Raw genomic sequence first — 21,262 nt, 5'->3', positions numbered from 1 at the left:
ATGAATAATTAGTACAAAATATTAATGATATACTGAAAATATATTAACTGTATTTAAATAATTATAATTTGTTTTAGATCACAAACTAATACACAAAAAAATTTATTTTATTGTGAAAGTTGGAAACGTTTACATCTACCACGTGTTGAAAAGGTATATTCGTTTATGCCTAATTAAGATGGGATAAACCTGATAATTAAGGTTATATAAATACGACTAAAATTGTTCAATTATCTGTAAAATGAATAATCTGAAAACTGGAATTTTGCTTTATCTATATAATAATTTTCAGTAAAAAATTATTTTCTATGAGAAAAACGTTTTTTAATTGATTTTATTTCTTTGCTTTGTGAAGCATCTATGCATTTCATTAATATTAGCTGTACGCCTTCTTGATAACTTTTATAAGGACGCTTTGAGTAATTGCGTGCAACTAGTGCTGCTTCTTCATAAGCTTCAGCAGGATAGCGACCAAGTTCAACATAGGCGCCTACAGCCGCTTTTGCCTCCCGCTGCATAATGTCTCCGCTTTCACTCTGAGCTAGACAATAACTCAAGGTAAAATTTTCCAAATCATTTTTTAGCGGAGAGCGCGCCTGTGCGAATGCAGAAGAAATCGAAATTACTATTAGACTAAAAATTAGTTTTACTTTAATTTCCACATTTTCACCTCATTTGCATCGTCAAAATAGCAGTGGTCAGAACATTTGCTTCCATCCCATAATGTGGCATGACCCGACGCATCCGACCAAATAGAAACATTAAATACTAATAAACCTTTTACTCCATTAAATTGACTCATATTCGTAGTAGATTTGGTAATAATGTCTGGTTTACCAAAATTACATTCTAAAAATCGAATTAGATCAGTAACTTTAAATATATACCATTTTTTGTCGGCACCGGAAGATGTGCTCCATCTTGAATCTCGATTGATAGGAAAACCTGAATAATTTAATGCATAGCTCATTCGTATTGCACAAGCATTCTGGAAAATTTCTGAATCAATATTTTGTTGAACTTTACCTCCAATTTTTTTCCCTACTTCTTTAACGGGTACATTAACGTACTGAAAATTTGTCCACATAGTTTTGAAGTCAGGTTTTGCCATTTCATCCTCTTTTTAAGAAAATACAAGTAAAATAAAACACTGAATTTGTTAATAATGATTATAAAGTGTATATATTGGCGTTGTCTATCTTAAATATAAAATAATTAAAAATAGGATTTTTTAAAGCTAACTGATTTAAAACAATTTTCTCCAAGTTATTTTCCTATCTTCTTATATTGTTTCTTACAGAAGACGGTAAATTAAATTGTCCATATCGATCAAAAATTTCTGGGCAAAAATAGGGAATATGTCTATATGTGTCAATAAACTAAAAATGTTAATGTTGTTAACACCTTATTTTTTTATTTTGGAAATACTGACGATTTAAATATTTAAAACTTAAATGTGATTAACTTGGTTTCAAGTGTTTTTATGCTTTGTCATGTTTTAATTTTTTTCAGTATTTAAAAATAATAGAAAAGGGCAATAGTATGATAGTTGGTGTTTTATAATCTGAATAATTTATTTGATGCTCGCAATGATGTTATGGGATTTTAAATTTAAAATAATAATATAGTTATAGTTTAAGTTACTGTGCCTTCTGTTATTGGCAAGGGTGATATGAAAAGTTTGTGGCAAAAATTTGACCGTTGGTTTTTACGTGGGCAGAAGCTTTCTAAAGTATTAGTGGTGCTTATTGCTGTGTGGCTGTTTTTGGCTACCAGTTTAGTAGGGTTGTCGCTGAATACGTCTTGGCGGCTTGAAGAGCTGGGTATGGCAATAAATGAAGCTGGGAGTTTACGCAAACGGGTATTTTATATGGTGTTGGTAACGAAAACACCAGGAGCGGAGCTGCAGTTTGAGCAGGAGCAACGTCAGTTTGAAGAAATTCTGACGCATTTGCATGATTTGCATGAAACCGGTTTTGTTAATGGACGGCGACATCAGCAGCTTCTTGATCAAGTAGTAAAGATTGAGGAGCAGTTACAGGATTTTCTTGGTGACCGTAATGCTTATTTAAATGGACATCTGAGCGATGCGGCATTTTTGGCTGAAGCTCGTGAATTTACTGCGGTGATTGATCGTCTGGTACTGCTTATTGAGCAGGATAATACTCATAATATTCAGTTGTTGCGCTGGTTACAGGTACTTGTGCTGTTGATGGCTATTTTTTCTGCAATTGTTTCTCTTCTGTTACTGCACCATCTGGTTATTGCGCCGTTACTCCGTTTGAATCAGGGTATTGGTCAGATTGGTAAAGGCCGTTTTGATACGCGCTTGCAAGTGGGCACAGCTAATGAATTTGGTAAGGTAGCACAAGGCTTTAACTTGATGGCTGCCAAGCTAAATGAGGTTTATGACACGCTGGAAAATCGGGTAGCGGAACAAACACAGGCGCTAGTAAAGCGTAATCAGGATTTGGCTGTTTTGTATGCTATGACATCATTATTTCAAGAACAGCATGAGTTATCAGTGCTTGTGCAGGTGTTTATGCATAAAATGAAGGTGTTTAGTGGTGCGGATGCCTGTGTGGTGCAGTTGAAAAATCGGCATTCTCAGAGGCTTGAGCTGGCTGGATCTGACGGGCTGACCGAAGAGCAGGTGGATAGATTCAGAGATTATCGCTGTGATGGTGGGCGTTGTGCTCAGATGTTGCAATCTGTGCCGGTAGTTGAAACTGAATCATTGGCTATTTTTGATGAGCGTAATCGTTTCTGCCAGATAAGACAGGTTTTGCCGTTTTGTTTAACCTTTGCGGTGAAGTCTGTGGATGATGAAATTGGTATGCTGCATCTGTTTGCTAAAGTGCCCTTTGCGTTGAGTGAAGAAAATCAGCGCTTGATTTCTACTGTGTGTAGTCAGTTTGGGATTGCTATTGAAAGTATGCGTCTAAATGAGTTGGACAAACAGATGGCTATTCTGGAAGAACGTAATCTGATGGCACAGGGTTTGCATGACAGTATTGCTCAGTCGCTTTCATTTCTGAATATTCAGGTGCAGGTGCTGGAAAAAGCGTTAGGTGAGCATAAAAAACAACAGGCTGCACAGACTCTTGAATTTATTAATGAGGGCATTCAGCAATGTTATGATGATGTACGCGAATTGTTATCGAATTTTCGTGTTAGGCTGGTAACGGAAGGGCTGATTAGCTCATTGCAAGGAGTAATGAAGCGATTTGAACAACAAACTGATATTGTTGTTGATTGGTCTGTTGAAGGTGATGTTTATGAAGTTGAGCCAGAGGTGCAATTACAGGTAGTGTTTATTGTGCAGGAGGCTTTGTCAAATGTGCGTAAACATGCTCATGCAGATGCTGTTAAAGTATGTTTGGCTTATATGGCAGACCGGCTGAATCTGAAAATTGAGGATGATGGTGTTGGTTTTGCTGAAGATACACTTCTGCAGAAGGAGCAGCAAGGACATGTGGGTATACATATAATGAAAGAGCGCTCCGCTAAAATTAATGGAAAGTTGAAAATTTCTGCACGGGTGGGGGGTGGAGCATGTGTGGAGCTGATGGTACCACGTCAGTATATCCATACTCAGGAGTAATTCTTTTGGGAAATTAATGATGGCTAATGAAAAAAAGTACCGGATTCTGATTGTGGATGACCATACGCTCTTTCGGCGTGGCTTGCGTGCTTTGATTGATAGCTGTGAGCGTTTTGAGGTAGTGGGTGAAGCTACTGATGGGCTGGAAGGGGTAAAAATGCAACAGCAGTTACAACCTGATGCTGTGTTGCTGGACTTAGATATGCCTGTGATGCGTGGGTTAGAGGCACTGCCGCAAATGATGAGCCATAATCCTCAACAAGTGGTGCTGATGCTCACTGTATCTGAAGACGGTGGTGATTTAGTGGAATGTATGCGTCTAGGTGCACGGGGTTATCTGCTTAAAAATATTGATACAGAATTTCTGCTCGATAGTATCGAAAAAGCGATCAATGGTGACAGTGTGCTTTCACCCGAAATGACCAGTAAGTTGGTGACGCAGCTTAGGCGGAAGGAGCCTGTAAATCATGAGTTGAAGGAACCGCTAACGCCACGGGAACGGGAGATTTTACGCTGGCTGGCACGTGGTAACAGTAATAAGCTTATTGCGCGCAATCTGGAAGTAACTGAAAGTACAGTAAAAGTTCATATGCAGAACATTTTGCGCAAGCTTAATCTTGGGAGCCGAGTTCAAGCAGCAGTTTATGCTGTTGAACACGGTTTGGATAAATAGTGATGGGATAGTAGCTGTGTAATTTTTTAATTTTGTGTTTTGAACTGGCCTATTGATTTTGTCAATAGGCCAGTTTGCTTATATATGGTTGTTCTTTTGAAGTATCGATTCTGCATCTGATGACTAATGGGATATGAAAGAGGGATTACGTACACTAGGACAAATTTTTTTGGGGGAAGTGCAAGATGAATTCTGAAGTCAGAAAGTCGGTAACAGTGCTGACGTCCAGTACGATTGCTTTTGTTATTTGCTTCATGATTTGGATGGTATTTGCTGTACTTGGTTTGCCGATTAAACAACAGCTGCATTTAAATGAAACAGAGTTTGGTTTGCTAACTGCAATGCCAGTGTTGTCTGGTTCGCTTATTCGGGTGCCGTTGGGTATTTGGGCAGATCGTTTTGGTGGCCGGATTGTATTTTTTCTTTTAATGCTGGTGTGTGTACCTGCTGTCTGGCTGCTGGAATATGCGCATACATATAGCCAGTTTTTGTGGATTGCATTGTGGCTGGGTCTTGTAGGCGGTTCTTTTTCTGTTGGTACACCTTATGTGGCAAAGTGGTTTCGTAAGGAGCGGCAGGGTCTTGCCATGGGGATTTTTGGCGCAGGCAATGCGGGCGCAGCGCTGAATAAGTTTCTGGCACCGGTTTTGATTACTGCTTATGGCTGGCAGGCAGTACCGCGGGTATATGCAGTAATTTTATTGGTGATTACTTTGCTTTTCTGGTTTTTCAGTTATCCAGAACCGAAATTAGCCAATGCCAAACAGCCTAGTCTGAAAGCACAGCTATTGCTGATGAAAAATCCTCAAGTATTGAAATATAGTCAACTCTATTCAGTGGTATTTGGCGGTTATGTGGGTATTTCTTTGTGGATGGTGAGTTATTACGTTGGTGAATATCACTTTTCACTCACACAAGCTGCTTTACTGGCTGCGTGCTTTTCTTTGCCAGGAGGAGTGTTGCGTGCTTTCGGAGGCTGGCTGTCGGATAAATACGGTGCCTATAAAGTGACTTGGGCTGTGATGTGGGTTTGTTGGATTGCATTTTTTCTGTTGTCTTATCCGCAGACGCAGATGTCTGTCCGTACGGTAAGCGGTCATCTTGATATGCATATTGGTTTGAATGCTACGGTATTTACGATTTTGCTATTTGTCGTGGGTGTGGCTTTGGCGATAGGTAAAGCATCTGTATTTAAGTTTATTTCCGATGAGTTTCCGGAAGATATGGGCACGGTCTCAGGTGTGGTCGGTTTGGCTGGTGGGCTAGGTGGTTTTCTGCTACCGATTATGTTCGGTGTATTGGTGGACTGGACTGGTGTTCGTTCCAGCTCATTTATGCTGATGTTTGGTACGGTGTGTATTAGCTTAATCTGGATGCATTTTTCTCTGAAAAATCAGAAGCATCAATAATCTGAGGTTGATATGGGTAAAATTTTAAAAGAGTGGCGTCCAGAGGACAGTCAGTTTTGGCAAAGCAAAGGCCGTACGGTGGCTCGCAGAAATCTATGGATATCTGTTCCTGCTTTGTTGCTGGCGTTTGCTATCTGGCAGGTTTGGAGTGTGACAGTGGTGAAACTGCCACTTGTGGGGTTTAAGTTCAGCAGTAACGAGCTGTTTTGGCTAGCTGCGCTGCCTGCTCTTTCGGGTGCCACGTTACGAATTTTCTATTCTTTTGTGATTCCGATTTTCGGCGGACGCAAGTGGACAACGATTTCCACTGCCAGCTTACTGATTCCTGCATTAGGTTTGGGTTTTGCTGTACAGAATCCTAATACTTCATACAGTACGATGTTTGTGCTGGCACTGTTGTGTGGTTTCGGCGGGGCAAATTTTAGCTCTTCGATGTCCAATATCAGTCTGTTTTTTCCGAAAGCGGAAAAAGGTCAGGCCATGGGTATTAATGCCGGTCTAGGTAATCTAGGGGTATCTGCTGTGCAGATAGCGGTGCCACTGGCGATTACGACCTGCCTGTTTGGAACACTGGGTGGTGATGCACAAACTATTACGACGCCACAGGGTACAACGCAGGTGTGGTTACAAAATGCCGGCTTTATCTGGGTGCCATTTATCGTACTCAGTACGTTGGCAGCTTGGTTTGGTATGGATGATATTGGTAGCCTGCATTCTTCTTTAAAAGAACAGTCAATTATTTTCAAACGTTTGCACAATTGGATTTTGTGCTGGCTGTATGTGGGTACGTTTGGTTCGTTTATTGGTTTTTCAGCTGCTTTTCCGTTGTTGATTAGCCGTTCTTTTCCGCATATTGATGCCATTAAGCTAGCATTTCTGGGTCCGTTTGTTGGCGCGATACTGCGTGTAGTCGGTGGCTGGCTGTCTGACCGGATGTCGGCAGCAAAATTAACTGAAATCAGCTATGCCATGATGATTGTCGGGGTAATCGGGGTACTGGTGTGCCAGCCGATGGGTAGCAATTCTGGCAATTTTGTTGGTTTCTTTTGTAGTTTTATGCTGTTGTTTGCGTTCAGTGGTATTGGTAATGGTTCGACTTATGCGCAGGCACCACGGATTTTTTCGTTGTTTCACCGTCACTTGCATCAGGGTGATGTTAAAAGTGCGGAATTGCATGCTACTAAAGAATCAGCCACGGTGCTGGGCTTTATGGGTGCCATCGGCGCGTATGGTGGTTTTCTAATTCCAAAAAGTTTCGGTTCTTCGATTGAGGCTACTGGCAGTGTTTCGATGGCATTGTGGGGCTTTATTGTTTTCTATGTGAGCTGTCTGCTGATTAATTACTGGTTTTATGTGCGTAAGCAATCAGTAACGCGCTGCTAGTTTGCTGTTATGGCGCTGTGGTCGCGGACGATAGCGCTTAAAAATTATAAATCAATAAGAAACTGTTAGGGGCTGAGGCCTCTGTGGAGCACAAATTCATGAGCCATTTTTTAGACAGACTAAATTTTTTACGTAAAACCAAGGAAACTTTTTCTGCCGGACATGGTGCGGTGGTAGCTGAAGGACGCGAGTGGGAGGATGCTTACCGCCAGCGTTGGCAGCATGACAAAGTGGTGCGTTCGACGCATGGGGTGAACTGTACAGGTTCCTGCAGCTGGCGCGTGTTTGTTAAAAATGGGCTGATTACGTGGGAAATGCAGCAGACAGATTATCCGCGTACGCGTGCCGATTTGCCAAATCATGAACCACGTGGCTGCCCGCGGGGTGCCTCTTACAGTTGGTATGTGTATTCAGCTCAGCGGGTGAAATATCCGATGATTCGTGCGTCTTTGCTGCGCATGTGGCGCGAGAAACGTCAAAGCCTGGGCGCGATTGAAGCGTGGCAGAGTATTACTCAGAATCCAGAAAGTGCAAAAAAATATAAATCTCAGCGTGGTTTGGGCGGTTTTGTGCGTTTGGACTGGAATGAGGCATATGAAATTATTGCCGCTGCCAATGCATTTACAATTAAGGAATTTGGCCCTGATCGTGTAATTGGTTTTTCGCCGATTCCGGCAATGTCGATGGTGAGCTACGCTGCTGGTTCACGCTATCTAAGCTTAATTGGCGGGGTGCCGCTGTCCTTTTATGATTGGTACTGTGACCTGCCGCCATCCAGTCCGCAGACATGGGGCGAACAAACAGATGTAGCTGAATCTGCGGATTGGTACAACGCCAACTATCTGATGGTGTGGGGCTCAAATGTGCCGATGACACGTACGCCAGATGCGCATTTTTACACTGAAGTACGTTATAAGGGTACGAAAACGGTTGCGGTGTCTTCTGATTATGGCGAAATGGTGAAATTCAGTGATATCTGGATGGCGCCGAAGCAGGGTACAGATGCAGCGCTGGCGATGGCGATGGGACATGTGATTCTGAAAGAGTTTCATTTGCAGAATCCATCGGCTTATTTTGTTGATTACTGCCGCCGCTTAACCGATATGCCGAATCTAGTGGTATTGAATCGGGACAATGGTCGTTTGCTGCCGGGTTATTTCCTGCGTGCCAGCCAGATGGCCGGCGGTCTGGATGAAACTAATCATCCTGAATGGAAAACTTTGGTAATTGATGAAAATAGCGGCGACATTGTAGCGCCAAAAGGTTCGATTGGTTTCCGCTGGGGCGAGCAGGGAAAATGGAATCTGCGCGCGGAAAAATCCGACAGTGCCGATATTCAGGCTCAGATTTCGCTGGCCGAAAATCATGATGCGATTATGGGGGTGTCTTTTGATTACTTTGGTGGCGAAGATGCTGCCGAAGTAATTGTGAAAAATATTCCGGTTAAAAAAATTACTGGCGTCGATGGCAAAGAAATTTTGGTCACCACTGTATTTGATTTGATGTGTGCCAATTATGGTATTGACCGCGGCTTTGGTGGTGATGGTGTGACAGATGATTATCTGGCTGATGTACCGTATACACCTCTATGGCAGCAGAAGCATACGGGTGTTAAACCGGAGCTGGTGATTCAGGTGGCGCGCGAATTTGCGCAAAATGCACATGAAACTCATGGCCGCAGTATGGTAATTGTGGGGGCTGGTCTGAATCATTGGTACCACATGGATATGGCTTATCGCGGCATTATCAACATGCTGATGATGTGTGGTTGTATTGGCCAGAGCGGTGGTGGTTGGTGCCATTACGTAGGACAGGAAAAGCTGCGTCCGCAAACAGGCTGGGCCCCGCTTGCTTTTGCTGCAGACTGGAACCGTCCGTCGCGGCAAATGAATGGTACGTCTTTCTTTTATGCACATACCAGCCAGTGGCGACACGAAAAGCTGGATATGGCAGAAGTGATTGCACCTACTCATGCAGGCCAGCTGGCCAATATGAGTCAGCTTGACTTCAATGTAAAAGCGGAGCGTATGGGCTGGCTGCCCTCTGCACCGCAACTGGCGCGCAATCCACTGGATGTGACCCGTGACGCGGAAGCGCAGGGCAAAGACCCGATTACTTTTGCGGTTGAGCAGATGAAAGCCGGTGTGCTGGATATGGCTTGTAATGATCCAGACAATCCACAAAACTTCCCGCGCAACCTATTTGTATGGCGTTCAAATATTCTTGGTTCTTCGGGCAAGGGGCATGAATATTTTCTGAAATACCTGCTGGGTACACAGAATGCATTAATGAGCGATGAAACCGATGCCATTAAGCCGATGGATGTGAAGATACGGCCTGCTGCTGAAGGCAAGCTTGATTTGCTTACAGTGTTAGATTTCCGTATGTCTACTACTTGCTTATATGCTGATATCGTGCTGCCTACAGCTACATGGTATGAAAAAGACGATTTGAATACTTCGGACATGCATCCGTTTATTCATCCATTAAGCGAGGCAGTGAAACCATTATGGGAAAGCCGTACAGACTGGGATATTTACCGAGGTCTTGCCAAGGCATTTTCCGAAATCGCAAAAGATTACCTCGGTGTACGCAAAGATTTGGTGTTAACACCATTGATGCATGACAGTCCAGAAGAATTGGCTCAGCCATTTGACCCTAAAGACTGGAAACTGGGTGAGTGCGAACCAGTACCGGGTAAAACCATGCCAAAAATGACAGTAGTAGAGCGTGACTACGGCGCCATTTATGAAAAATTTACTTCTGTAGGGCCATTGCTGGAAAAAATTGGCAACGGAGGCAAAGGGATTAGCTGGCAGACTGCGGCAGAAGTGGATTTACTGCGCAAGCTCAACAATACGCAAAGCGATGGTGTGTCAAAAGGACAGCCGAAACTACACAGTGCTATTGATGCAGCAGAAATGATCTTGACTTTAGCGCCGGAAACCAATGGTCATGTAGCTGTTAAGGCTTGGGAGGCTTTGTCTAAAAATACCGGTATCGACCATACTCATCTGGCGATTGCACGTGAAGACGATGCCATTCGCTTCCGTGATGTTCAGGCGCAGCCGCGTAAAATTATTTCTTCGCCAACTTGGTCTGGTCTGGAAAGTGAAAAAGTCAGCTACAACGCTGGTTATACCAATGTACATGAACTGATTCCATGGCGTACGCTGACAGGACGTCAGCAGTTTTACCAAGATCATCAATGGATGCGCTTGTTTGGTGAAGGGTTGGTTTCTTACCGGCCAACGGTAGACCTGAAGACCACACTCAATGTCAAAGGTCATCAAAGCAACGGAAATCCAGAAATTGTGCTGAATTTCATCACCCCGCACCAGAAATGGGGGATTCACAGTACCTATTCTGATAACTTGCGCATGCTCACTTTATCTCGTGGTGGTCCGCATGTATGGATGTCGGAAATCGATGCTAGACGTGCCGGTTTGCAGGATAACGACTGGGTGGAAGTGTTCAATGTCAACGGCACATTAACCGCGCGCGTTGTTGTTAGCCAGCGTGTGCCGGAAACCATGATTCTGATGTATCACGCACAGGAAAAAATTGTCAACGTGCCCGGTTCGGAGCTCTCTGGCAAACGTGGCGGTATCCACAATTCTGTGACTAAAGTAGTAATGAAACCGACTCATATGATTGGTGGATATGCTCAATTGTCCTGGGGATTCAATTACTACGGTACGGTAGGTACCAACCGCGATGAACTGGTGGTAGTACGCAAAATGAACAAGGTGGACTGGCTGGATACACCGGCCACAACCCCGGCGGCTGAATAAGTAAGGAACACAAATTATGAAAATACGTGCACAAATCGGCATGGTGCTGAATCTGGATAAATGCATCGGTTGCCATACCTGTTCCGTGACTTGCAAAAACGTCTGGACCAGCCGTGATGGTGTGGAATACGCCTGGTTTAACAACGTCGAAACCAAGCCCGGTATTGGTTATCCAAAAAACTGGGAAGATCAGGAGCAATATAAAGGCGGCTGGGTACGCGAACGTACTGGTAAACTTAAGCTAAAGCAGGGTAATCGCCTAAAAATACTGGCAAATATATTTGCTAATCCAAATATGCCGGCCATCGACCAGTACTATGAACCGTTCACCTATGATTACGAGCATTTGCAAGCTGCTCCACTGATGCAAACCCCACCAACGGCACGGCCGGTGTCGGTATTAACTGGCAAGAAGATGGACAAAATCGAATGGGGGCCAAACTGGGAAGATGATCTGGGCGGTGAATTTGCCAAACGCTCAAAGGACAAACTGTTTGATGGCATACAGAAGGACATTTATGCCGCTTTTGAAAACACCTTTATGATGTATCTGCCACGCCTGTGTGAGCACTGTCTTAATCCAGCCTGCGTGGCCAGCTGTCCTTCTGGCTCCATTTATAAACGAGAAGAAGATGGCATCGTACTGATAGATCAGGATAAATGTCGAGGCTGGCGCATGTGCGTTTCCGGCTGTCCATACAAGAAAATTTACTACAATTGGGTGTCAGGTAAAGCAGAAAAATGCATTTTCTGCTATCCACGTATAGAAGGTGGTCAACCTACTATTTGTTCGGAAACCTGTGTTGGCCGTATCCGTTATTTAGGGGTAATGCTGTATGATGCCGACCGTATCAGCTCCAGCGCCGCTGTAGAAAATCCTCAGGATTTATACGAACAGCAACTTGATGTTTTCCTTGATCCAAACGATCCAGAAATTGCCCGCGAAGCGCTTGCTCAAGGCATTCCTGCCGACTGGATACAGGCAGCACAGAATTCTCCTGTATATAAAATGGCCGTTGAATGGAAAGTAGCGTTCCCATTGCATCCAGAATACCGCACCTTACCAATGGTATGGTACATACCACCATTATCTCCGATTCAGTCAGCATTGGAATCAGGAGTGATTGGTGAGCATGGCCTCATACCAGAGCTCAGAGAAATGCGTATTCCGCTCGAGTATCTGGCCAATCTGCTCACAGCCGGCAAAACAGAACCAATTGTCAATGCCCTTCAAACCATGATTGATATGCGTAAATACATGCGTACTAAAACAATCCATTCTGCTGAACAGGCTTTGCAGGAGCTGTCAGGCCACCGACTGAGCGCGCAGCAAATCGAAGAAATGTATCAGATTATGGCTATTGCCAACTATGAAGATCGTTTCGTCATCCCTAGCGCTCATAAAGAACTGGTTAGCAATACCTTTGAAGAAAAAGCTGGATGTGGTTTCACCTTTGGTGATGGCTGCCACAATGGCCATAGCAAAGAGAGCTTGTTTGGTACTCGTAAAGCTGCACCGATAGTATTTCATGGTTTGCGTAAGAAAAACGAACGCCAGTCAGTATAAGGAAACAGAAAATGTATAAGATATTATCCATTTTACTGAGCTATCCACGGCAACAATGGCTGAGCCATATTGAAGAACTGCATACTGCTGTCAACCAGTATGTTGCACTGGAACAGTCCGCAGCGCTGGAACCATTTTTTAATCATTTGCGTGCATACGATGAAATCAGCCTTCAGGAAGTGTATGTCGATACTTTCGACCGCAACCGCAACCATGCCCTGCATCTGTTTGAACATCTTCATGGTGAAGACAAAGCACGTGGGCAGGCAATGGTTGACTTGCTAGCAGAATATCAGGCACATGGTTTAGAACCAGAAAATAACGAACTGCCGGATTATCTGCCCTTATTTCTGGAGTTTCTATCCGGCATCGACAGCCAGCAGGCGCAGCAGTTGCTAGCTGATGCCGTGCATGTCATTGCATACATTGCGGCCAATCTGCATAAAAGCCAGTCCATTTATGCGCCGGTAATGGATGCAGTAGTGGCCTTGTCGCCAGTGGCACCGCAGCCATTAAAGGCAGCACCGGTACGTAATATGGATGAAGCCTTGGAAAAATTTGGCCCCACCGCAGAAGGACTCGAACCTCTGTTAAACCAGCCATCCGTACAGGAAGTGCAATTTTTCCGCCAGAAAAAACTCAGCTAAGCCGGGAGACAGCATGTATTATCTTAATCAATTCATATTCGGCATTTTTCCCTACATTGCCGCCAGTATCTTTTTTCTGGGCAGTCTGATTCGATTTGATACCAACCAATATTCGTGGAAATCCGAATCCAGCCAGCTACTATATCCGCGCTTATTGCGCATGGGTAATATCCTATTTCACATCGGCGTACTGGGTTTGTTTTTTGGCCATTTAGTTGGATTATTAACACCAGTGTTCGTGTGGGATACGCTGGGCATCAGTCATGAAACCAAGCAGCTCACAGCCATGATTGCCGGTGGCATCATAGGAACACTGGCTTTAATCGGTCTGATGATGTTGATTTATCGCCGTTTCAGTAGTGCGCGTTTACTCGCCAATAGCACGTGGCGTGATAAATTGGTATTAATCTGGCTGCTAATTACCCTGTGTCTGGGATTAGGAACCATTCATGTTTCCGCACACCATCTGGACGGGGAGGAAATGATTAGCCTGATGCAATGGGCGCAGCATATCGTCACTTTCCGCAGCGGAGCAGCTGACATCATTGCTCATACTCATCCGATTTTCAAACTTCACCTATTTATGGGCATGAGCGTATTTGTTATCTTTCCATTTACTCGGCTAGTACATATTTGGAGTGGATTTGGCGCATTAGTGTACCTAAAACGCCAAGCCCAGTTGGTCAGAAGCAAACGTTATTAAACAATTGCTTAGAACAATTTAAGGCAATACTGATATTCAGTATTGCCTTAAATTTATGACAGCCAAACCGTAGCAAAAATAAATCCACTAAAAAAATTGATTTACCACAGGCTTATCTAGCATAATGTGCTAGAAATCATCGCATTCTTAATGCGTAATCCACAAAAAAATGTCTATTACATCCAGTCAGCGTTGTCACTCTTCAGTTTCTCTCAACTTGCCTGTAAGATTCTTGTGTAACATTTTAAATATAAATTTTAAATTTCTCAGTCACAATGCCGCAAATATGGAACTGATCCGACATCTCGATAATCGGGTAGCGATTATTCAGCGGCTTCAGATAATGGCGATTACCCTCACTTACATATTGTTTAAACATCGCCTCATTACCACTTTCGCGCACTACCACAAAATTGCCATGTTGTACCGGCAGCTCTGGTTCTACTACAATTTTGTCGCCTGCCGTAAACTCTGGTTCCATACTGTCTCCCTTGATTTCCAATGCAAACGCCTGTGCACTGGGCTTGCGCAAAGCAGGTACCCAAATATTACTGGCAACCAGTAAGGTTTTTCTATCCAGCTGCTTAGCTGCATCTATCCATGACAACAGTGGTACTTTAAAGCCATTAAACAAAACTTCATTATCTTCAAATGCACCGATTCCAAAATGTTCCGGCTTCACAACATCGGCAAAATAGGATACCAACTTATCAATATGAGCTTTATCAACCCGCCCAGTCTGTATCCAGCTCGTTACCGAGGGAGGTTTTATCGCAAAAGCGCGCGCCACATCAGCTTTTCGCACACCCTTTAGCTCAATAGCAGTTTTAATTGCATCACCTAATTGTTTACCAGTGTACATAACTATCCTTAGTGTTTACCTAATCTTATTTAGACTTACTATAATTAGGCAATGATTTGCATTTAATTAGATATTGGCTTAATATTATATTTGTATTAAAACGAATATAAAATACTTTGTTGATTATTATCGATAATTGATAAGGTGTTAAAAATAATCTTCACACAGTGATTTAGTATTTAGTCAAAGGATTGATTTCAAAAGTTTAGAAACTCTGAAATTTTAAAAATATGCTTCAAAAGCAAATTTAAAAATAAACATTTATCTCATAATATGGCAAGTAACTTAAAAAAAGCAAATAACTAGTTTTCCTTAAACAATACATTAATTAAGTATCGCCTAATGGTTTTGGCACATCACTTACACAAGGTGAATCTATGACAGACTATAAATCAGAAATTGATCTTGCAGAAAAAGTACTGCGCGCGTATGAGTACTGCATGAAAGATAGCATCAAAAAGGGACATTGCCGAAGTATAGAATGGAAATATCAGCCAGAAACACCTAATAAAAGCCCCCAGCAAGCTTTTTATCCTACCTATCAGCCCGAAGTGTATGACATGGTAAAAAACACTATGGGCAACCTGTTTTACAAAGACCGCGAAGCCTTTGCCACTCTGTCTAGTAAATATTGCAAACTCAGCCCTTTATATAAGCGCCAGAATCAAAACTCCGTTAAACGCAACCAGCGCCGACGCTACTCCAGCAAAGAATGGAATCAAGCAATAGAACAAAGCTTATGGCGTTTTTGGCAGGAAATGAAACTTCAGCCACAATTTGAAAAATATTTTCGCTATAATACTTGACATAATCACATCACAGCTTATAATTAATTATACATTACAGGTATGCTTCACCTTAAACAGCTGTTTGATAAAGTTCCCGCAAGGGAGCTTTTTTGCATCTGGTGATTACGAAACCGGTTAAATCATGGCAGCGCATAATTAACAAAAATAAGAGATTTAGCACGGATTTTGCGTACAGAAATCCGTTTTTTTATACCTTTATAGGCAGTGAAGATGTGGTCAACCAGACCATAACTAATAATATTTAACCAAGCAGACATGAGCTTATATTTACAACAGTATCTGAGTTGTTAAACATATAAAATCAGACACCATAAATGAACTTATTCAGGCAAAAATACCAAAAAATATCTTTAATGGAAAAAGGAAGAATAAAAATGGTCAGGAAAATTCGTAATTGGTCAGATTTCAGATAAAATGGCTTGGAATCTGACTATGTTAAATTAATCTCATCAGTTAAATAACAAACGTAAAAATCATCTCATTATTCTCTTAAAATGATTGATATGTATATTACAGAACTCAACTACTGTATTTACGATACCAGCCGAATACTTGATAGCGTATTCGGCTGTACACAAACAAAAAAACTGAATATTGCGAGTAGCAAAAGCTGAATCTGGGAACATTTATATAAAACCGGCTTTGTATACAATTTGTCCAATAATTTCTATCTGATTTAATCCAACAGTTTCATCTGGGTATTCATGATTATTATAACTTTTCATTCTTACCCGCTCATTAGGTAAGTTTTGCAGTATCCTGATTCTGAGCAGACTACCCTGATTAAATGCATAAATCTTACCGTCTACAGGTATTTTTTTTGAAACATCCACAACGAGCTTGTCACCATCATTTAACAAAGTATGCATCGAATCACCACTCATGGTGATACTAACCAGATTGTCTACCTGCAAATTATTTAGCTTGATATCCTCTCGGTACAGATTAAGTTGAGAAGTATCTGAATGGGTATTTTGAGACGGAAGAGGAGGAATCGGAATAAACGCATCATCATTAAACAGGCCTTCCGATATGCTTTCACTGGGCTGAAAATTAAGGATTTGCATAATCCGGTTAACCGTTTCCAGTCTGGGTGCAACTTTACCCAGTTCGTAACGGGAAATTAGAGAAGGCGTAATGCCAGTTTTAAAGGCAAGCTCTTTTTGAGAAAGCCCAGCAGCCAATCTGGCAGCTTTAAGTTGAATGGCAAATTTCATGGTAAAAACATAAGATATTAATAAATAAAAATTTAATCGAAAAATGACAAAGAATGGTTAAAAATAGCCATTAAATGCTTGTAATTATCTTTTATAGATTTTAATATAGCCATAAATGGCTATATTTAATAACCGTAAGAGGTATATTACCTGAATTTATATTGAGTCAAAACTGTCATTAAGTTTAACCCAAAGTAGTTTTAAGTTATTTAAACTTAAATTAACAATAAACTAATACAAGGTGAAAATAAAAAAAATTAAATATATTTAATTAGTATAGCAACTTAAAAGGAAATACCTCAAAGGCTGCCACCTTTGAGGTATTAAGTAAACAAAATCCCAAGTTCAAATTAAGGAGTTTTGAATGAATAATAGTATCACATTTGTTTCTTTTAATGGGAGTAGTCTGGCTACAGTTAAAATCAAGAATACAGTTTACGTGTGCATGAAATCTGTAGTCAGCGGAATCGGTCTGGACTGGTCGACCCAGCATCGAAAACTCAGAGGCTGTTATCAAAAGTATGGTTGTGGATTTTTATCCATTCCAATTAAAAATGGCACCAAAAAAATATTAGCAATTCCATTGAAAAAGCTAAGTAACTGGCTGCAGAGCATCAATCCCAAAAAAGTGAAAGATAGCCTTAAAGACACCGTAGTAATTTATCAGCGCGAGTGTGCAGAAGCTATACAGGCTTACTGGCGTAAACCACGTACGTTAAAAAAGCCGTGCTGTCCACAACCAGTAGCCAAAAATAAATCCGGCTTACAACCTGACCAGATTGCTGTGATAAAAGCACTGCATCGGCAACTTGTATTATCCGTTGCCAAAGAAAAACAGGCAGAACTGGCCATGACATTATGGCAGGCAGTACAAACCCGCTATGGTGTCAGCTACGAGCATGTACCCGCATCCAAATTTAGTGAAGTGTTGTGTCTACTCAGCCGCGTAGCTGTAAAAAAAGTTAGTCTCGGTAATGCACAACCAGATAACAGTGGTTTTACAGATATCATGGTACCACCTGCTCAACTAGATAATCTATATGAATCATTTGTATGCTCACAGAATATGCGACTTATGTTTGAGCATTTACTGCCAGCATTGCATATTTTTGGCAGCAAATACGAAAATCAGGTCCATAAATATGCCTATGAAATAGAGCATGTCTTTAATAACTGCTATAAGGCTTTTCTACCTTTATTTGACAAAATGCCCGAATCAGAAATTAAAGAATCTGCGCGCAAGCATCTGGCTAAGCTGATGTAATCTTCCCAAGAGTTTGGTACTAAACGAAACTTACACACTGCTTTGCACAGAATATGATGGTAAACAGTTTTCATTTGATGAAGCTGGTAGAAAATCTTGAATTAATGACTAAATCACAGAAGGAGAAATATTGCAAAAACAAAACAAATATTTATACAATAAATTAAATATGAAAATTTTATTATTAATGGGTACAAAAACCGGCATTTGCCGGTTTTTTTGTTTTCTGAGGATTTGATGGTTGATTTATGAAAAATGTGGAAATGGTATTACAGTTACTTTATTCACTGCTGGATTTAAGATTTTTGCCGGATAAATTACAAAAATGGTTGTTTCATACAGGTACACGCGTTATTACCGTAACCAGCGCACTGATTATGATCGGTTTTGCCGGCATATTTCTTCTGGGCGGTAGCGAGGTTTTTAATCTCAAACTGTATAAAGGCTTTTTGTTATTACATCCGTTGACTCTTTCGGTACTGTTGATTGGTATGGCCGTATTGCAATTGCTTGTAACCATATTTAAATCTAATCGTTGCAACGTGCTTTGTGGTTATTTACTGATTTTATCCGCACTGATATGGGCAGTCATATCGGCTACGTTTTGGGCTTCTTATCCACCACTGACTACCGGAATGACAACTTATCCGGTATTAGCTGTTGTGTGTGCGCTAGCCGGACGTAATCAGATCAACTACACAAAACGGGTTGAAGATTTGAAACACAAGGGACGATAAAGTATGGAGTTGATAAAAAATGCTTTTTCCGTCTGTATTTTATTTGCGCTGATAGGCGGGCTGGCTGGTTCTTTATTGGTCACCGATTATAAACGCTACGGTTGGTTTATGACCATACTGTTTGTATTACTGGGAATGATATTTGCAGCAGCAGTGACCGATTACTTTTTTCCGCCAAACCGCCCATGGCTTTTTGCTGGTGTAGGAGTATTTGCAGGTATGTCTACAACATCCTTTCTTGATGCCTTCAAAGCCGCCGCGCCAGGACTGGCAAAGCGCATTATTGATATTGTAAGTAGAAAAGCAGAACAATTTGTTGGTCACGATGATACAACAAAATAATAATTATAAATGAGTATCAGCAGCCGAAAGGCTGCTTTTTTTGGATATTAAAAATGTATAAATTAAGTAATCGCTCATTGCAGCGACTGTATGGTGTAAATAACGGTCTAGTTAGAGTGGTAAAAAGGGCAATAGAACTGACCACTCAAGATTTTATGGTAACAGAAGGCCTACGCACACGAGAACAATGTTGCATCAATTACGGTAAAGGCCGTACCGAACAGCAATGTAAACTAAAAGGTGTGCCAGCTAAATATGCACAGCCAGCCGTAAGTAAAGTTACCTGGTTAAACAATCCGTTTGCCAGTAAACATGTTACTGGTAAAGCAGTTGATCTGGTACCGTATCCAGTAGACTGGAACGATTTGCATAAATTCCACACCATTGCTTTGGCAATGAAGCAAGCAGCAGCAGAACTAAATGTAAAAATTGTGTGGGGTGGGGACTGGAAAACTAACAAAGACTATCCTCATTTTGAGGTATAACACTACTGAATAGCACTAATGGAATTGTTGTGTTGCTGTCATTATTTATTGGTAATCAATACATTTATTAAATTTGTCATAAATTGGATAGTTTATAGATTTTTCATCATTATGCTGCGATCAGGCTAAAATTTGACTCTGAGATAATACAAAAGAATATAGCAATCACTCATGGTTGAGAAATATAATCAATTCTATTAGTCAGATTATTCTAAGAAGCTAAATATCTGCCTCCAAAATTTATTACTCGAATGATAATCGGAAAATTTACTTAATTTATATAAGAATGGCTAGATATTTATCTCATCAACATTTAAAAACGAATGATAAAATCTGTTTGGGTAAATTGTTTCAGAATTAAGTCTGGCTGGATGAAAATATAATAATCGAATGAGGAAAATTTAAATATATAATTATTTCAATTGGTTAAGATATTTTATTGACTTATACATAATAAATGCTATAATAAATTCAAATCACAGGTATGCTTCACCTTAAACAGCTGAATAGATAAGTTCCCTAAATGGGAGCTTTTTTGCGTTCTAGGGAAACAAATTTAAAAACAGTTTAATAAAATCAGATTGAAAATCAGGTGATATGGAAATGAATTAAATAGTTTTAAAAGAGAAATACTGTAGAGATGGTGGAGGCGGGGGGAATCGAACCCCCGTCCGAAAGTCCTCTACAGAGCGATCTACATACTTAGTCTTGCCAACTTCGAATCTTATTCACAAACCGCCGACAGACAGGCTGTTTGTAAACCAGTTGCCATAAATCTCGTTTAATGCCAGACAACACGACATTAAACCAGCCAATGTAAATGTCGTTGCGGTGAGTTGCCTCACACGGCCCATTGGCGAACCGTTGCAACGTTTAGCCTTAAGCGGCTAAAGCGTAAGTTTCGTCGTTTGCGACTATATAAATTCAGGGTTTAACGGGAATCTGAGACCCCGGTATGCACGCATCTGCTTTGCAACCCCCGTCGAAACCAAGGTCGCCCCCAGATAGTTTGTCAATTATACGTTTATTTGAGATATATGCAAACTTATTCTGAATTGCTATATGCTAACTAAGTTGGCTGCTGGATTAAAATATTAAATTATTTTTATTAATTTGCATATACACAATTAGAGCAGAATGTAAATCTGTTGATGCAATATCGTTGCCAAACGTATTGATTTATAATCTACAGGTTTAATTTGAAATCTTGGTTAATATGTACGATGTCAATACTGATGATGTACGTCATTTTTTTTCAGATGTCTGGCAGAAGCGGCAGCAGCCGCATCTGTTAGATGCTTTGCAGCAGAAAGCGTTACGGATTATTGACGCACATAGCGAATATGCGCCTTATTTAGAAAATGTCGAACAATACCTTAACCGTACATGGCGGCCGGAAGAAGGGGAGACTAACCCTTTTTTGCATTTGTCATTACATTTGTCAGTACAGGAGCAGGTTGCGATTGATCAGCCATTTGGTATTGCTGCCATCCATCAGCAGTTATGTAAAAAATATGCAGGTGACTGGGTCAAAGCCGAGCACGATATGATAGAAGCATTGGCGGAAACCCTCTGGCTGGCACAGCGTTATGGGCAGGGGCTGGATGTGAATGCTTATATGACGCGTCTGCGTAGTTTGGTTGGGCTCGGACAGGAAGACAACCCGCGTCTGAATCCGCATGAAATCGAAACAGCTGCCGTAAAAAAAGATTGAATTGCTCTAGTGTAAATTATAGTTTATTGTTTAACCATTTGTACCGATTTAC

At 41.3% G+C, this 21,262-nt stretch carries 18 protein-coding genes and 1 other RNA gene; 14 read left to right on the top strand and 5 right to left on the bottom strand.

Translation table 11 applies throughout. The annotated features are described in order from the left end of the window. Positions 1-299: 299 nt before the first annotated feature. Both J3U64_RS01615 and J3U64_RS01610 read right to left on the bottom strand, forming a co-directional pair. Positions 300-662 carry a T6SS amidase immunity protein Tai4 family protein gene (locus J3U64_RS01615; protein ID WP_267408057.1) on the bottom strand — a complete coding sequence of 121 codons (363 nt, stop codon included), beginning with the start codon at positions 660-662 and terminating at the stop codon, positions 300-302. Next, positions 647-1,111, bottom strand: a complete 465-nt coding sequence (locus J3U64_RS01610; RefSeq protein WP_100140036.1) for a type VI secretion system amidase effector protein Tae4 — start codon at positions 1,109-1,111, stop codon at positions 647-649. Before J3U64_RS01610 ends, J3U64_RS01615 begins: the two co-directional genes overlap by 16 nt. Positions 1,112-1,672: 561 nt before the next feature. Here J3U64_RS01610 and J3U64_RS01605 point away from each other — a divergent pair. The 8 genes from J3U64_RS01605 to narI all read left to right on the top strand — a co-directional run bounded on the left by J3U64_RS01605 (position 1,673) and on the right by narI (position 13,780). Further along, positions 1,673-3,604, top strand: a complete 1,932-nt coding sequence (locus J3U64_RS01605; protein WP_267408056.1) for a histidine kinase — start codon at positions 1,673-1,675, stop codon at positions 3,602-3,604. Positions 3,605-3,623: 19 nt separating this feature from the next. Next, positions 3,624-4,277 (top strand): response regulator, encoded by a 654-nt coding sequence (locus tag J3U64_RS01600; protein WP_100140038.1) that lies wholly within the window; start codon positions 3,624-3,626, stop codon positions 4,275-4,277. 185 nt (positions 4,278-4,462) lie between these two features. Continuing rightward, complete coding sequence (locus J3U64_RS01595; RefSeq protein WP_267408055.1) at positions 4,463-5,686, top strand: MFS transporter; 1,224 nt, start codon at positions 4,463-4,465, stop codon at positions 5,684-5,686. Between the two features lie 12 nt (positions 5,687-5,698). Next, positions 5,699-7,069 (top strand): NarK family nitrate/nitrite MFS transporter, encoded by a 1,371-nt coding sequence (locus tag J3U64_RS01590; RefSeq protein WP_267408054.1) that lies wholly within the window; start codon positions 5,699-5,701, stop codon positions 7,067-7,069. A 98-nt stretch (positions 7,070-7,167) separates the two neighbouring features. Beyond that, complete coding sequence (locus J3U64_RS01585; RefSeq protein WP_267408053.1) at positions 7,168-10,863, top strand: nitrate reductase subunit alpha; 3,696 nt, start codon at positions 7,168-7,170, stop codon at positions 10,861-10,863. Between the two features lie 16 nt (positions 10,864-10,879). Continuing rightward, positions 10,880-12,430: a nitrate reductase subunit beta gene (narH, locus tag J3U64_RS01580; RefSeq protein WP_267390170.1), complete on the top strand. Its 1,551-nt coding sequence runs from the start codon at positions 10,880-10,882 to the stop codon at positions 12,428-12,430. An 11-nt stretch (positions 12,431-12,441) separates the two neighbouring features. After that, complete coding sequence (gene narJ / locus J3U64_RS01575) at positions 12,442-13,077, top strand: nitrate reductase molybdenum cofactor assembly chaperone (protein ID WP_267408052.1); 636 nt, start codon at positions 12,442-12,444, stop codon at positions 13,075-13,077. A gap of 13 nt (positions 13,078-13,090) precedes the next feature. Continuing rightward, positions 13,091-13,780 carry a respiratory nitrate reductase subunit gamma gene (gene narI / locus J3U64_RS01570; RefSeq protein WP_267408051.1) on the top strand — a complete coding sequence of 230 codons (690 nt, stop codon included), beginning with the start codon at positions 13,091-13,093 and terminating at the stop codon, positions 13,778-13,780. Between the two features lie 244 nt (positions 13,781-14,024). Here the strand turns inward: narI and J3U64_RS01565 are convergent, their stop codons facing one another. Beyond that, positions 14,025-14,642 (bottom strand): LexA family protein, encoded by a 618-nt coding sequence (locus J3U64_RS01565; protein WP_267408050.1) that lies wholly within the window; start codon positions 14,640-14,642, stop codon positions 14,025-14,027. A 377-nt stretch (positions 14,643-15,019) separates the two neighbouring features. Here J3U64_RS01565 and J3U64_RS01560 point away from each other — a divergent pair, with 377 nt between their 5' ends. Further along, complete coding sequence (locus tag J3U64_RS01560; RefSeq protein ID WP_267408049.1) at positions 15,020-15,448, top strand: hypothetical protein; 429 nt, start codon at positions 15,020-15,022, stop codon at positions 15,446-15,448. Between the two features lie 629 nt (positions 15,449-16,077). Here J3U64_RS01560 and J3U64_RS01555 read toward each other — a convergent pair. Next, positions 16,078-16,668 (bottom strand): helix-turn-helix domain-containing protein, encoded by a 591-nt coding sequence (locus tag J3U64_RS01555; RefSeq protein WP_267408048.1) that lies wholly within the window; start codon positions 16,666-16,668, stop codon positions 16,078-16,080. Positions 16,669-17,032: 364 nt separating this feature from the next. Here J3U64_RS01555 and J3U64_RS01550 point away from each other — a divergent pair, with 364 nt between their 5' ends. From J3U64_RS01550 to J3U64_RS01535, 4 genes are all read left to right on the top strand, one after another. Then, a complete protein-coding gene (locus tag J3U64_RS01550) occupies positions 17,033-17,932 on the top strand; it encodes a phage antirepressor N-terminal domain-containing protein (protein ID WP_267408047.1) in 900 nt (299 codons plus the stop codon). Positions 17,933-18,180: 248 nt separating this feature from the next. Beyond that, positions 18,181-18,669 carry a hypothetical protein gene (locus tag J3U64_RS01545; RefSeq protein WP_100140049.1) on the top strand — a complete coding sequence of 163 codons (489 nt, stop codon included), beginning with the start codon at positions 18,181-18,183 and terminating at the stop codon, positions 18,667-18,669. 3 nt (positions 18,670-18,672) lie between these two features. Next, the gene (locus J3U64_RS01540; protein WP_267390178.1) at positions 18,673-19,011 is read left to right on the top strand and encodes a hypothetical protein; all 339 of its coding nucleotides are present in this window, start codon (positions 18,673-18,675) and stop codon (positions 19,009-19,011) included. A 53-nt stretch (positions 19,012-19,064) separates the two neighbouring features. Beyond that, positions 19,065-19,496 (top strand): M15 family metallopeptidase, encoded by a 432-nt coding sequence (locus J3U64_RS01535; RefSeq protein ID WP_267408046.1) that lies wholly within the window; start codon positions 19,065-19,067, stop codon positions 19,494-19,496. A gap of 641 nt (positions 19,497-20,137) precedes the next feature. Here the strand turns inward: J3U64_RS01535 and ssrA are convergent. After that, positions 20,138-20,498: a transfer-messenger RNA gene (ssrA, locus tag J3U64_RS01530) on the bottom strand. 214 nt (positions 20,499-20,712) lie between these two features. On the opposite strand from ssrA, the gene J3U64_RS01525 reads away from it, so the two are divergent. Continuing rightward, entirely contained in the window at positions 20,713-21,210 is a 498-nt protein-coding gene (locus tag J3U64_RS01525; protein WP_267408368.1) for a DUF1841 family protein, read from the top strand. Positions 21,211-21,262: the final 52 nt, after the last annotated feature.

Origin of the sequence: Snodgrassella sp. B3800 (assembly GCF_026535865.1) — a bacterium.
GTDB lineage: Bacteria > Pseudomonadota > Gammaproteobacteria > Burkholderiales > Neisseriaceae > Snodgrassella > Snodgrassella alvi_E.
This window is presented reverse-complemented; position numbering and strand designations above follow the sequence as displayed.

What these genes read in the sequence shown, in the direction of transcription:
- J3U64_RS01540 (WP_267390178.1), top strand. Translation starts at nt 18,673, where the DNA reads ATGGAGTTGATAAAAAATGCTTTTTCCGTCTGTATTTTATTTGCGCTG.
- J3U64_RS01565 (WP_267408050.1), bottom strand. Translation starts at nt 14,642, where the DNA reads ATGTACACTGGTAAACAATTAGGTGATGCAATTAAAACTGCTATTGAG.
- J3U64_RS01605 (WP_267408056.1), top strand. Translation starts at nt 1,673, where the DNA reads ATGAAAAGTTTGTGGCAAAAATTTGACCGTTGGTTTTTACGTGGGCAG.
- J3U64_RS01600 (WP_100140038.1), top strand. Translation starts at nt 3,624, where the DNA reads ATGGCTAATGAAAAAAAGTACCGGATTCTGATTGTGGATGACCATACG.
- narI (WP_267408051.1), top strand. Translation starts at nt 13,091, where the DNA reads ATGTATTATCTTAATCAATTCATATTCGGCATTTTTCCCTACATTGCC.
- J3U64_RS01555 (WP_267408048.1), bottom strand. Translation starts at nt 16,668, where the DNA reads ATGAAATTTGCCATTCAACTTAAAGCTGCCAGATTGGCTGCTGGGCTT.
- J3U64_RS01545 (WP_100140049.1), top strand. Translation starts at nt 18,181, where the DNA reads ATGAAAAATGTGGAAATGGTATTACAGTTACTTTATTCACTGCTGGAT.
- J3U64_RS01585 (WP_267408053.1), top strand. Translation starts at nt 7,168, where the DNA reads ATGAGCCATTTTTTAGACAGACTAAATTTTTTACGTAAAACCAAGGAA.
- J3U64_RS01535 (WP_267408046.1), top strand. Translation starts at nt 19,065, where the DNA reads ATGTATAAATTAAGTAATCGCTCATTGCAGCGACTGTATGGTGTAAAT.
- J3U64_RS01550 (WP_267408047.1), top strand. Translation starts at nt 17,033, where the DNA reads ATGAATAATAGTATCACATTTGTTTCTTTTAATGGGAGTAGTCTGGCT.
- narJ (WP_267408052.1), top strand. Translation starts at nt 12,442, where the DNA reads ATGTATAAGATATTATCCATTTTACTGAGCTATCCACGGCAACAATGG.
- J3U64_RS01525 (WP_267408368.1), top strand. Translation starts at nt 20,713, where the DNA reads ATGTACGATGTCAATACTGATGATGTACGTCATTTTTTTTCAGATGTC.
- J3U64_RS01560 (WP_267408049.1), top strand. Translation starts at nt 15,020, where the DNA reads ATGACAGACTATAAATCAGAAATTGATCTTGCAGAAAAAGTACTGCGC.
- J3U64_RS01610 (WP_100140036.1), bottom strand. Translation starts at nt 1,111, where the DNA reads ATGGCAAAACCTGACTTCAAAACTATGTGGACAAATTTTCAGTACGTT.
- J3U64_RS01590 (WP_267408054.1), top strand. Translation starts at nt 5,699, where the DNA reads ATGGGTAAAATTTTAAAAGAGTGGCGTCCAGAGGACAGTCAGTTTTGG.
- narH (WP_267390170.1), top strand. Translation starts at nt 10,880, where the DNA reads ATGAAAATACGTGCACAAATCGGCATGGTGCTGAATCTGGATAAATGC.
- J3U64_RS01595 (WP_267408055.1), top strand. Translation starts at nt 4,463, where the DNA reads ATGAATTCTGAAGTCAGAAAGTCGGTAACAGTGCTGACGTCCAGTACG.